This window comes from Phycisphaerales bacterium, from assembly GCA_035627955.1.
Lineage (GTDB): Bacteria > Planctomycetota > Phycisphaerae > Phycisphaerales > UBA1924 > JAEYTB01.
Window position 1 is genome coordinate 67,833 of record DASPKU010000003.1, and the last position, 12,523, is coordinate 80,355.

Sequence of the window (12,523 nt, forward strand, 5' to 3'; positions counted from 1 at the left end):
GGGGGTTCGAGCGACCCACCCACACTGCACTCAGGCAGAAGCACGCAAGACTCAAGATCGCAACTCCGATTTTCCTTTTTCACTTTTCCCTTTTCACTTTGCCCTACACCCGCCAATCCCGCAGTTCCGGCTGGCTCTCGATCATCCTCGAGCGTGCCAAGGACATCGCCCGCAACGGCGGCCCCGCGTGGCTCGTGGTCATCGCTTCGCTCGCGCTCTCGCTGCTGGGCGTCTACGCGATCGACGTGGCCGAGTCCGTCCAGCCGCACGCGCTGGGCGAGCTCGGCAGCATCGCCACCCGCCAGCTCGTCTTCCTCACCGCCGGCATCATGGCCGCGATCGTGATCCTGCTGCCGAACTACCGCTGGTACGGCTACGCCTCGTGGGTGCTGATGGCCTGCACCATCGGGCTGCTCATCTTCCTGCTTATCCCCTTCGTGCCCGCGTCGATCGTGCGCCCGCGCAACGGCGCCCGTGCCTGGATCGACCTGGGGGCCGCCGACCTCCAGCCCTCGGAGTTCGCCAAGATCGCCTACGTGCTCGTGCTCGCCTGGTACCTCCGCTTCCGCAAGAACCACCGCACGTTCCTGGGCCTCATCCCGCCGGCGATCATCACCTTCATCCCCGTCGGCCTGATCATGCTCCAGCCCGACCTGGGGCAGTCGACGCTCTTCATCCCCACGCTCTTCGCCGTGCTCGTCGCTGCCGGGGCCAAACTCAAGCACCTCTCGATCATCGTCCTCTGCGCCTGCATGGCCGCGCCCGCCGCCTACCCGCTGCTCAAGCCGCACCAGAAGCAGCGCATCGTCGGCCTCCTCTGGCAGCTCGAGGGCACCAACACCCAGGCCGACCTCGATATCAACATGCAGTCCGTCACCGCCCAGCGAATGGTCGGCGCGGGCGGGTTCGACGGCGCGGGCAACGCCCACTCGCGCATGCTCCTCAAGTACAACGCCCTCCCCGAGCGCCACACCGACATGATCTACGCGGTCATCTGCTCGCGCTTCGGCCTGCTCGGCGGCGTGCTCACCCTCGCGCTTTACGCCGTATGGATCCTCGGCGCCGTCCTCACCGCCGGCGTCACGCGGGAGCCCTTCGGCCGCCTCGTCATCGTCGGCCTTACCGCCTTCATGGCCGCGCAGATCTTTATCAACGTCGGCATGAACCTGGGCCTCGTCCCCATCATCGGCATCACGCTCCCGTACCTCTCCCACGGCGGCTCGAGCATGCTCACCGTCTGGCTCATGACCGGCCTCATCCTCAACATCGCCCTCCGCCGCCCCCGCTACAACCTCCAGAAGTCCTTCGAGTTCACCTACGAGGATGATTGATGCGTGCCATGGCGACGTCTTCGTCGCTATGTCTTAGCGTCCGACCACGCGCGACCGGGGGACCTCAACCCTTCCAGTTCCGCCTGAAAAACCACACCACCGCCCCGATGCACACCCACAAACTCCGACACAAAACGCCGCGCTCCCTCCAACCACCATCCCTACCCACAACGGCTGAAAGTCCCGCCGCCACCCCGGCGGCGTTGAGTGCCCCCAGTCCGGCCCGTCCGGGTACGGCGGCCCGCCGCTCAGCACCCCGCCCACAACCAGCGCCACCACGCCGACCCCGATCAGCACGAGCATCCATCGCGCGAACCGCATGAACACACCATAGCGTTCGTCGATCATCACACGTCCGACGCCATAATCCCGCATGCTCTCCCTCCCCGATATCCGCGCTCTCACCTTCGACTGCTACGGCACCCTTATCGACTGGGAAACCGGCATTCTGACCACGCTCCGTCCGCTCTTCCCCGCCGCGTCCGACGCCGACCTCCTCACCCTCTACGCACATCATGAAGCCGCCGAGGAAGCCGGCTCCTACAAGCCCTACCACGAGGTTCTCGCCAACGTTCTCTCCGCCATCGCCGCGCACTACAAGCACACACTCACCGACAACCACGTGCTCGCCGACTCCCTCCCCTCCTGGCCCGTCTTCCCCGACACCCGACCCTTCCTCACCGCCGCGGCCCAGCGCTACACGCTCTGCGTCTGCTCCAACATCGACGACGACCTCTGGGCCGGCACCCACCACGCCATCAACGTGCCCATCGACCGCGTCGTCACCGCGCAGTACTGCCGCTCCTACAAGCCCGACCCGCGCCACTTCCGCGTCGCCCTTGCCCTCCTCGACCTTGAGCCGCACCAGGTCCTGCACGTCGCCGAGAGCCGCCGCCATGACATCGCGCCCGCCAAGGCCCTCGGATTCCAGACCGCCTGGGTCAACCGCCACAAGCACCGCCCCGGCCCCTCCGCCAGCGGCCACGCCGACGCCGTGCCCGACCTCGAAATCGCCAGCCTCGACGAGCTCGCCGGAATCCTGGGCCTCCCGCGCTGACCAACAATCCCCCGATGCCCAAGCCCACCGACCGCGCTCCCATCGCCTTCAACTTCGCGGCCACCCAGCCGCTCCCCGCGCCGCCCGAGTTCATCGACGCCGCCGCCCAGCTCGGGATCGAGTTCGATGAGGGCGACGTCGATCGGCTGGGCCGCTTCCTCGCCATGCTGCTGGAGGCCAACGCCTCCGCTCTCAACCTGACCGCCATCACCGAGCCCGCGGCCGCGTGGGAGAAGCACATCCTCGACTCGCTCACGCTGCTGCCGCTGCTGGCCGAGCTGCCCGAGGGTGCCCGCGTGCTCGACGTTGGCAGCGGCGGCGGGCTGCCGGGCGTGCCGCTGGCGATCGTGATGCCGCACCTGCGGTTTACGCTGCTGGAGGCCACCGGGAAGAAGGTCGAGTACCTCCGCGCGGTCGGCTCGGCGCTCAGCCTGGCCAACATGGACGTGGTGCAGGGGCGGGCCGAAACCGTCGCCCACGACCGCGGCGAAAAGTCCGGCACCGGGCGCACCGGTGGGTTCCGCGAGGCATTCGATGCGGTGACCGCGCGGGCGGTGGGTCGGGTCGCGGTGCTGGCCGAGCTGACCGCGCCGTTTGCCAAGGTCGGCGGCATGGTGTTCCTGATCAAGGGGCAGAAGGCGGAGGAGGAGCTGGCGGAGGGTGAGGGGGCGTTGCACGAGCTGAAGGTGGTGCACGCGGCCACCGTTGACACCCCCACGGGGCGGGTGGTGGTGCTGGAGAAGCGGAGCGCGACGCCCAAGCTGTACCCCCGGGCCGACGGCGAGCCTGCACGCCGGCCTCTGGGTATAAAGAAGACCCGTGGCAACGCTGACTGACATCCTGTCTCCGGCCGGGCCGGTGGCGAAGCTGATGGGCGAGGACTTCGAGCCGCGCCCGGAGCAGCTGGAGATGGCCCGCGCGGTCGAGGAGGCGATGGAGCACCGGTCGCACCTGCTGGTGGAGGCGGGGACGGGTGTCGGAAAGTCGTTCGCGTACCTGGTTCCCGCGGTGATGCGGGCGCTGCTGCACGGGCACACGGTGGTGGTCGCGACGAACACGATCGCGCTGCAGGAGCAGCTGGTCGCGAAGGACATCCCGCTGCTGATGAAGGTGCTCGCGGAGTTGGACGCGGCGGGGACTCCGATGGTGGGCGCTGACGGCGTGAAGCGGGTGCTCAAGCCGGTGCTGGTGAAGGGCAGAGGGAACTACGTCTCGCTGCGGCGGATGCGGCTGGCGTACGAGCGCAAGGACCGGATGTTCAGCGACCCCGCGGCGAGGCGATCGCTCGAGCAGATCGTGTCATGGTCGGACACCACCAAGGACGGGACGCTCTCGACGCTGCCGCCCATCGAGCGGATGGGGGTTTGGGACAAGGTGCAGTCCGACAGCGGCAACTGCATGGGGCGGAAGTGCCCGAGCTATGACCGATGCTTCTACCAGGAGGCGCGGCGCGAGCTCGAGGGCGCGAACCTGCTGATCTGCAACCACGCGCTGTTCTTCAGCGACCTGGCGCTGCGGTCGCAGGAGGTGGGGTTCCTGCCCGCGTACCAGCACGTCATTTTGGACGAGGCGCACAACGTCGAGGACGTCGCGAGCGACCACTTCGGCGTATCGCTGAGCGAGGGGCGCGTGAACCACCTGCTGGCGACGCTGCACCAGGCGCGCACGGGCAAGGGCTACCTGTCCAACCTGTTCATGGTGAAGGACGGGGATGCGCTGGGGCGGTGCATCGGGCTGGTGGACAAGGCGCACGGCGTCGCCCGCGGGTTCTTCGACGACCTGCTGCGGCTGACCGAGGCGCGCGATGAGAGTGGTGGGGGTGGGGGTGGGGGGGGCTGGACCCACGCGGAGCCCAACCGCTCGGTGCGGGTGCGTGAGGCGGGGATCGTGCCCAACCTGCTGACGCAGGTGATGCGGGAGCTGTCGCTGGCGCTCAAGGGCCTGCGCGAGGGCGTCAAGGGGGAGCCGGACCGGTACGAGCTGAACTCGTATGCGCAGCGGGCGGAGATGGTGGCGGTCGCGGCCGAGGTGCTCGTCTCGCAGCAGGCGAAGAACTACGCCTACTGGGTAGAGGTGTCGGGCGGCGACGAGGACTCGCTCAGCGCCAACGCGGGCGTCGGGCGCGGCAACACCAAGCGGATTACCTTCGCGTGCTCGCCCATCGAGGTGGGCCCGCTGCTGAAGGAGCGGCTGTTCAGCCAGGGGTGCAGCGTGACGCTGACCAGCGCAACGCTGGCCACCCGCACCGTGCGCGGCGAGGAGACCAAGGAGCGCGCCGAAACCGCGTTCATGCACGCCATGGAGCGGCTGGGGTGTGTGGGGGCCAAGACGTTGCAGTTGGGGTCGCCGTTTGACTATGCAAAGCAGGTGCAGTTCTTCGTTGAGGGAGGGCGGGCGCGGGGAGATGAAGTTGTCGAGGAGGAGTGGTTGCCGCGGGGAGCCGCCGCGGAGCGGCGGGGTACCCAGGGACGGGGTACCCACTCCTTCCGCAACCCGCTCTCCACGCCGATCCTCAAGCACATCCAGGCGACCGAGGGCGGGGCGTTCGTGCTGTTCACTTCGTTCGCAACGCTTAACAGCGTGGCGAGGGACCTGGCCGGCGTGCTCGCGGAGCTGGGCTACCCGATGCTGGCGCAGGGACGCGACGGGTCGCGGACGCTGATCCTGCAGCGGTTCCGCGAGGACCCGCGGAGCGTGCTGCTGGGCGCGGCGAGCTTCTGGCAGGGGGTGGACGTGCGCGGGCATGGGCTGCGGAACGTGATCATCACCAAGCTGCCCTTTGACCCGCCCGACCGGCCGCTGACGCAGGCGCGGTACGAGCTCATCGAGAGCCGCGGCGGGAACCCGTTCATGGAGGACTCGCTGCCGCGGGCGATCATCAAGTTCAAGCAGGGGTTTGGGCGGCTGATCCGGAGCAGGAGCGACCGCGGGCGTGTGGTGGTGCTCGACGCCCGCGTGTTCACGGCGCGGTATGGGCGGTTGTTCCTGGAGGCGTTGCCGGAGGGGGTCGAAGTGCGGTGAGGGGGGAACTGGAGGAGCAGAGGAGTGGAGGGGTGGAGGAGAAAGCGGCTCGAGGCGCTTGCGGATGCGCTGTCGCGGGCTGTTTGGGCGATCTGAACACCGAGATGAGGACATCTCGGTGGCACGGGTGCGGGCTTCCGCGCCGACCTTCTGCAGCATGGCGCTGTAGGTGGCGAGCTGGGCTTCTCGCCACTCGTTGATGGTGCGCTGGGCTTCGGGGGTGCTTGCGGTCTGTAGCAGCGTGACAAGGTTGGCGCCGGTCTGCGCGGCGGTGGCGCGGAGGTCGAGTTTGTTTCGGAGCAGGGTGGCGAGGAGGTCGGGGGAGTGTCGCCCCTCCGGGGCTCCGGGGTTGTGCGCGGGCTCTACCCGGGGCTGACGCCCCGGGCTACCGGCTGGCGCCGCTCCGCGGCTGGGGAGGTCAGCGCCGCGGACGCACCGAGAAGAGGACATCTCGGTGGCACGGGTTGGCGGTGTGTGCGTGCACGCGGTCATGACGGAAGGCTAACTGGGCCGTGGCGCGGTGCAAGCGGGCTCTGGGGTATGTCGACGATCTTGCGCACAAACGTGGTCATGCGCGCGCAAGTGGTTGTGGGGGTGGCGATAGCGCAGTGAAGAATTCGGGGCAAAGAGATCGCCGGAGACATCGAGATGAGGACATCTCGATGGCACGGTCGTGGGATGTTGGATGGTCAGCGTGGGCCGGCGTCGTTGGGGGCGCGCGTGGGTGTGGGTGTTGCGGTGTCGCCTGGTCGGCCCGCGGACGGGCCGAGCGCTCCCTTACGGTCGCGGTTCTTACTGACGCCGCTGCTGCGGAGGCGGTTCATGTTGTGGCCGGCGCCGATGGTGGGCTTGCCCTGGGGGTTGCCGGCGTTGCCGGGTTCGGGGTTGTTGTTGGTGTTGGGCATGTTGCGAGGGTTGGCGGGGGTGGGTGTGGGTGGCGTGATGGGGGGGTGAGGAGGTGGGGAAGGAGGCGGGTGTACCGGGGGCCGAACGAGGAGCCGCCGCGGAGCGGCGGGGTACCCCCTGATACGCTGTGGCCATGTCTACACGCGAGGTGATGGTGGGGGCGTTCCGGGGGGCTCAGGCGGCGCTGGATGCGTTCGTGCGGGATGACGCGGCGGTCGCGGCGTCGGCGCAGCTGGCCGAGCTGGTAGCGGGGGCGATGCGGGGTGGGAACAAGGTGATGATCTGCGGCAACGGCGGGTCCCTGTGCGACGCGGCCCACTTCGCCGAGGAGCTCACCGGGCGGTTCCGCAACGACCGGCGGCCGCTGCCCGCGATCGCGTGCACCGAGCCCGGGCACCTCACCTGCGTCGCCAATGACTACGGCTTTGACCAGGTGTTCGCGCGGTGGGTCACGGCCCTGGGCCGGCGCGGCGACGTGCTGATCGTGCTGTCAACCAGCGGCAACTCGGAGAACGGCGTGAAGGCGGTGGAGGCCGCGCGGGCGGCGGGGGTGCGGACGTGTGCGCTGCTGGGGCGTGGCGGTGGTCGGCTGCGGGGCCTCTGCGAAGTGGAACTGATCGCCCCGGGGGCGACGAGCGATCGCATCCAGGAAGTGCACATGCTGGTGCTGCATGCGGTGGTGGAGGCGGTGGAGGGGGTGGTCTAAAGAGCGAGCGATCGGTTTTAGGGGCACTTCGCGGGCGGATTCGATCACTTGCGGGGTGGGTTCTGAAGGGGGACTCGATCGGTTGCGTGATTGGCGTTTTCGAGCCGGGGGACTCGATCGCTTGCGCGATCGGCTCTTTTGGAGCACGGGAGACTCGATCGGTTGCGCGATCGGCGCTTTGGAGCGAGGAGAACTCGATCGCTTGCGCGATCGGCTCTTTTGGAGCACGGGAGGCGCGAGCGGAGGCGCGATCGGCGCTTTGGAGCGAGGAGGACTCGATCACTTGCGCGATCGGCTCTTTTGGAGCACGGGAGGCGCGATCGGTTGCGTGATTGGCAGTTTCGAGCCGGGGGGACTCGATCGCTTGCGCGATCGGCTCTTTTGGAAAGAAGAAGGGCCCGGGAGGTGAACTCCCGGGCCCTTGGTGATTTCAGACTGTCAGAGTCAGGGCACTCTGTTCCGCGTGTGCGGGATCAGTCGTAGTAGGGCTGAACCGCCGACCAGCCGGTGCTGCTGACGGTGATGTTGCCGCAGCCCCAGTTGCGGAGGTAGTTGTTGGTGAAGGTGGACATGTCGGCCCAGGTGGTCTCGGAGGCGGCAGCGCGGGTGCTGTCGTTCTCGTTGACGAAGATGTTGTCAGGGAACGACTTCTGGTTGCCGGAGACGCCGGCGAAGGTGAAGGGGGTGCCTTCCGGATCGGGGCGGGTCTCGAAGTTCACGTGGTTGTCGTTGTAAACGACGTTGCCTTCCCAGGTGGTGCGGGCGCCGTGGATGGTGAGGGTGTTGGAGGTCACACCGTAGCGGGTGGTGTTGCTGCCGATGCTGGGGATCGCGGTCTCGGTGTTGAGGATCCAGGTCAGCGTGGCGCCGGAGCCGTTGGCCGCATAGGCCGGGCCGCGGTTGCCGACGGCGGCCTCGGTGGCGGAGAAGCTGTTGCTGTACTTCGCCTTGCGGTTGCCGGCGGGGAAGAGGAGGGCGTAGGAGAAGTTGCCGGTCTGGAGCGGCTGGTTGGTGGTGCCGGCCGGGTCATCGGCGTCGAGGGGGGTGGCGCGGAAGTTGGGGTCCCACAGGGCCTGGGCGGGGGTCGCCGCGCCGACGGGCTGGCTGTAGGCGTAGGTCGTCATCTGCTTGATGGCGCCGTTGGACTCAGCGGGGCTGATGCACAGCTCGGGGCCGAAGAAGCCGTTGTAGATGAGGGTGGAGATGATGCCGCGGGGCAGGTCCTTGAAGACCGTGGCGGCGCGGGTGGTGTTGTTCTTGTCGAGGGTCTGGGGGTTGGGGTAGGAATCGTTGTTGTTCTGAGCGAACATCACGAAGCCCTGGTGCACGCCGCGCACCTGGGTGGAGTCCTTGATCTGGCGGGCGCTGGCGCGGGCCTTACCAAGGGCGGGGAGGAGGATGCCGATCAGCAGCGCGATAATCGCGATGACGACCAGCAGCTCGATCAGCGTGAAAGCCTTACGACGCATTGCAGTCTCCTAGCGTCCTGCTGGGGTGCCGGCGACAGAGCCGGGGGTAGAGCCCACAGCGGGACTACGTGAACGGACGAACGATCAGTTGTGGCGTGCCTTTGGGCGCGTCCCCGAAGGGGCGTGCAGGAGGGGCCAGCCGAAGCCGACTCGCGTACTGGAGAACCCGCTCGCTTACGCTTGGGGCTCGCCAGAACGGCCTTGGAACCCTTCCAGACACCCCCAAGGCCGATCGTTAACGCCTTGGAACCGCTGGGAGAGTTCCGTCCGGAATGTCGGCAGGCTTGAGAGAACCCCTGTGCGGGATCAGAGGGCGGCCGTGAGGCACGCCAAAAGGACGGTGTTCAGCATTGCACAGGACTTATCCGCCACCTGCCACCACATCTCGCTGCGACAAGTTACCAGAACTTATTCGGGCGTCAAGGGGGGAGGTTGCGGTGGTTCGGATGGGACGCGGAAATTTCGGATTTGGGATTGGGGATTGCGGATTGGGGATGGGGGGCCTGGGCGGGGGTGAGGGGCAGGTGGGGAGGTGGTATTCTGGCTTCCTATGAACCAAACATCGACCGATCGTGGGGGGCTTGGGGGGCGTGATCCGGAGGTGGTGCTGGCGGAGCTCCGGCTGCGGCTGCCGGAGGCCCCGAAGCCGGTGGCCGCGTACATCCCATGGCGGCGGGCGGGGAACCTGCTGTTCGTCTCGGGGCAGGTGGCTTTCGAGGGCGGCAAGCTGATGGCGGTGGGGGCGGTGCCGGGGCAGGTGCCGGTGGAGGTGGCGCAGGCGTGTGCGCGGCAGTGTGCACTGAACGCGCTGGCGGTGATCAAGTCGGCGGTGGGGAGTTTGAACGCGGTGAAGCAGGTGGTGCGGGTAGGGGTGTGGGTGTGCAGCGAGCCGGGGTTCTATGAGCAGCCGAAGGTGGCGAACGCCGCGAGCGAGCTGCTGGTGCAGGTGTTCGGGGATTCGGGGCGGCACGCGCGGGCGGCGGTGGGGAGCGTGGCGCTGCCGCTGGGGAGCCCGGTGGAGGTGGAGGTGGTGGTGGAGGTGGGGGAGTGAGCGAGATGTGCCACGATCACGCTTCGTGATCGTGTGCGCGCGTGGGCTAATCAAGAGGAGGCACGATCATGAAGCATGATCGTGGCACAGGATGCACGAGAAGAAGTTCCGGCGGTGGGAGCGGCCGCTTGATATGCGGTTCATCACGTTCTCGGCATACGACCGGCGTCCTCTGCTCAAGAACGCGCGCATCATGGACTTGTTCGTCGAGCACCTCATCGAGGCACGGCGGCGGCATGGGTTCAAGCTCTACGCGTGGGTGGTGATGCCAGAGCACGTTCACATGATCATCAGAGCGGACGGTTCTGCCTGGTCACACGTGGCTCAGGTTCTGAAGACCAACACCTCGAAGAAAGTGCTCGCGCGCTGGAGGGAGATAGGCCTTGAGGGCCTGCTCGCCGAGATTTCGGTTCGAGGTCGGCCGCGCTTTTGGCAGCACGGAGGCGGGTTTGACCGGATGATCCGAGACACCGATGAGTTCTGTCGTGAAGTGAGGTACATCCATGAGAACCCCGTTGAGCGAGGGCTGGTCACAGTACCTCAGGACTGGCGATGGTCGAGCGTGCACTGGTGGCGGCGGCAACCGGCGGTCCTTGAGTGCGACTGGGCGCCAGGTGGCGCTGAGCGGTGGGGGACCTGGACTGGATTCGTGGATGCTCGGGAGGAAGACACGATCACGAAGACGTGATCGTGGCACAGTTGGTGCTATCTGGAAACCTTCAGGTGGTTCACCACCAGCCTGATCTGCTCGTAGGGGACGCTGCCACCCAGGTGGTCGAAGATGGGGCGGAGGAGGGCGTCGCCGTGCTTGGAGATGGCGTCGGCGACGGCGGCGTAGGTTTTGGGCTCGACCCACGTGTCGATCGTCGCCGGCCGGTGCAGCATGATGTACTCGGAGAGGTAGCTGGCGGCGGTGCGGGGCTCGACGGCGAGCTTGGCCGCGACGTCGTCGATGGAGCGGCCCTCGGCGAAGAGGGCCGCGGCCTGCGGGCGGGGGCGCGGGGCCTTGTCGGCGCGGTCCTTGATACGGCGCGGGCGCGAGCCGGGCGTGGTGTCCATCGCGAGGCCGAAGCGGCGGCAGTAGTCGCGGAGGTGGTCGAGGAAGCGGTCGCCGAAGGTGGCGAGCTTGGTGTTGCCCACGCCCTTGATGGAGATGAACGACTGCGGTGAGGCGGGGCGGACGCGGGCCATTTCTTCGAGCGTGGTGTCGGCGAAGACGGTGTAGGGCGGGACGTTGAGCTCGGTCGCGATCTCGCGCCGCAGGGCGCGGAGCGAGTCGAAGAGCTCGGCCTCCTGCGGCGTGAGCGGGCCGGTGTCGGGGGTGGCGGCGAGAACTTCCTTGGGCGCGAACAAGGTGACGGGCTGCTGGCCCTTGAGGACTGGGGTGGCGGCGCTGGTGAGGTAGAGCGTGGACATGGCGCCGGGCGTGCGCTCGAGCAGGCCCTGGTCGACGAGCTGGTTGATGTAGCTGAGGATGGCCTCGCGGGGTGAGTCTTTGAGGAGGCCGTGGGTGGAGAGCTGGTCGTGCTTGTAGTCGAGGATTTTCTGCGAGCGTGAGCCGCGGAGGACGTCGGCGACGTGGGCGGCGCCGAAGCGCTGACCGACGCGGTAGACGCAGGAAAGGACCTTCTGGGCGATGGCGGTGGAGTCGTCGACGGAGTCGAGTTCGTTGAGGCAGACGTCGCAGGCGCCGCAGCCGTGCTGGCCGGCGGGCGGCGTGTAGGGCTGGCCGAAGTATTCGCTGAGGAGCTGGTGGCGGCAGCGGGCGCTGGTGCAGAGGCGGCGGGCGTGGTCGAGGAGCTCGAACTGGATGGCGAGGCCCTGGGCGACGGACTCGCTGTCGGCGGAAGAGTCGTCGGCGCCGCGCTGCATGAGCTGCTGCCAGCGCATGACGTCGGCGTTGGAGTAGAACAGCACGCACTCGGCGGGGAGGCCGTCGCGCCCGGCGCGCCCGGTCTCCTGCTGGTAGTGCTCGACGGTTTTGGGCATGGAGGCGTGGATGACGCAGCGGACGTCGCCGCGGTCGATGCCCATGCCGAAGGCGACGGTGGCGACAACGACGTCGAGGGCTTCGTTCTTGAACTGCTCCTGCACCTTGCGGCGGGTGGAGGGCTCGAGGCCGGCGTGGTAGGCCGCGGCGTTGTACTTGCGGGAGCGGAGGTCCTGGGCGAGGCTCTCGGTGTCCTTGCGGGAGATGCAGTAGATGATGGCGGCGCGGTTCTTGTGGCGGTCAAGGGCCTCACAGACCTGCTCGAGCAGGTCCACGCGCGGGAGGATGCGGTAGGTGAGGTTGGGGCGATCGAAGGTGCCGATGAGGGTCGCGGGGTCGCTCAGGTGGAGCTGCGCGGCGATGTCCTCGCGAACGCGCGGGGTGGCGGTGGCGGTGTAGGCGTGGAAGGGGATGGAGGGGAAGATCGAGCGGAGCTCGGCGAGGCGGCGGTATTCGGGGCGGAAGTCGTGGCCCCACTGGCTGATGCAGTGGGCCTCGTCGATCGCGAAGCCGCCGATGCCGTTCTGGTCGTGGTGGCGGGCAAGGAACGCAAGGAAGTGGTCGGTGAGCAGCCGCTCGGGGGCGACGAAGAGCAGCTTGGTCTCGTTGCGCTGCACGCTCGCGCGGATGGCGGATGACTCCTCGGGCGAGAGGTTGCTGTGGAGCGCGGCCGCGGGGTAGCCGTTGAGCTTGAGGCCGTCGACCTGATCCTTCATCAGGGCGATGAGGGGGCTGACGACGACGGTGAGCTTGGCGTGGATGAGGGGAGGGACCTGGTAGCAGAGGCTCTTGCCGCCGCCTGTGGGCATGACGACGAGCGAATCGCGGCCGTTGAGCGCGGCGGTGATGGCCTGCTCCTGGAGCGGACGGAGGGAGGAGAAGCCCCAGTACTGCTGGACGGCTTGCAAGATGTTGGCGCGGTCCGGCATGGGGAGGGCATGGTATCGCTCGGGGTGGACACGACCGTCAGAGCCCGGTCGTGGGACTGCCAA

General features: G+C 67.8%; 10 protein-coding genes. 7 read left to right on the plus strand and 3 right to left on the minus strand.

Features of this window, described 5'->3' with window-relative positions:
- The first annotated feature begins 98 nt into the window (after window positions 1-98).
- The 4 genes from VD997_03485 to VD997_03500 all read left to right on the plus strand — a co-directional run bounded on the left by VD997_03485 (window position 99) and on the right by VD997_03500 (window position 5,409).
- Window positions 99-1,331: an FtsW/RodA/SpoVE family cell cycle protein gene (locus VD997_03485; protein ID HYE61036.1), complete on the plus strand. Its 1,233-nt coding sequence runs from the start codon at window positions 99-101 to the stop codon at window positions 1,329-1,331.
- A 373-nt stretch (window positions 1,332-1,704) separates the two neighbouring features.
- Complete coding sequence (locus VD997_03490) at window positions 1,705-2,388, plus strand: HAD-IA family hydrolase (GenBank protein HYE61037.1); 684 nt, start codon at window positions 1,705-1,707, stop codon at window positions 2,386-2,388.
- A 14-nt stretch (window positions 2,389-2,402) separates the two neighbouring features.
- Window positions 2,403-3,224, plus strand: coding sequence for a 16S rRNA (guanine(527)-N(7))-methyltransferase RsmG (rsmG, locus tag VD997_03495; GenBank protein HYE61038.1), 822 nt, complete (start codon window positions 2,403-2,405; stop codon window positions 3,222-3,224).
- Window positions 3,208-5,409 (plus strand): helicase C-terminal domain-containing protein, encoded by a 2,202-nt coding sequence (locus VD997_03500; GenBank protein HYE61039.1) that lies wholly within the window; start codon window positions 3,208-3,210, stop codon window positions 5,407-5,409. Before rsmG ends, VD997_03500 begins: the two co-directional genes overlap by 17 nt.
- A 689-nt stretch (window positions 5,410-6,098) precedes the next feature.
- On the opposite strand, the gene VD997_03505 is transcribed toward VD997_03500, so the two are convergent.
- Window positions 6,099-6,314 carry a hypothetical protein gene (locus VD997_03505; GenBank protein ID HYE61040.1) on the minus strand — a complete coding sequence of 72 codons (216 nt, stop codon included), beginning with the start codon at window positions 6,312-6,314 and terminating at the stop codon, window positions 6,099-6,101.
- Between the two features lie 134 nt (window positions 6,315-6,448).
- On the opposite strand from VD997_03505, the gene VD997_03510 reads away from it, so the two are divergent.
- Window positions 6,449-7,021 carry an SIS domain-containing protein gene (locus tag VD997_03510; GenBank protein HYE61041.1) on the plus strand — a complete coding sequence of 191 codons (573 nt, stop codon included), beginning with the start codon at window positions 6,449-6,451 and terminating at the stop codon, window positions 7,019-7,021.
- A 473-nt stretch (window positions 7,022-7,494) separates the two neighbouring features.
- Here the strand turns inward: VD997_03510 and VD997_03515 are convergent, their stop codons facing one another.
- Entirely contained in the window at window positions 7,495-8,490 is a 996-nt protein-coding gene (locus VD997_03515; protein HYE61042.1) for a prepilin-type N-terminal cleavage/methylation domain-containing protein, read from the minus strand.
- Between the two features lie 550 nt (window positions 8,491-9,040).
- On the opposite strand from VD997_03515, the gene VD997_03520 reads away from it, so the two are divergent.
- Both VD997_03520 and VD997_03525 read left to right on the plus strand, forming a co-directional pair.
- Entirely contained in the window at window positions 9,041-9,541 is a 501-nt protein-coding gene (locus tag VD997_03520; protein ID HYE61043.1) for a RidA family protein, read from the plus strand.
- 91 nt (window positions 9,542-9,632) lie between these two features.
- Window positions 9,633-10,229, plus strand: a complete 597-nt coding sequence (locus VD997_03525; protein HYE61044.1) for a transposase — start codon at window positions 9,633-9,635, stop codon at window positions 10,227-10,229.
- 17 nt (window positions 10,230-10,246) lie between these two features.
- Here VD997_03525 and recQ read toward each other — a convergent pair whose 3' ends face one another.
- Complete coding sequence (gene recQ / locus VD997_03530; GenBank protein ID HYE61045.1) at window positions 10,247-12,460, minus strand: DNA helicase RecQ; 2,214 nt, start codon at window positions 12,458-12,460, stop codon at window positions 10,247-10,249.
- Between the last annotated feature and the right edge of the window lie 63 nt (window positions 12,461-12,523).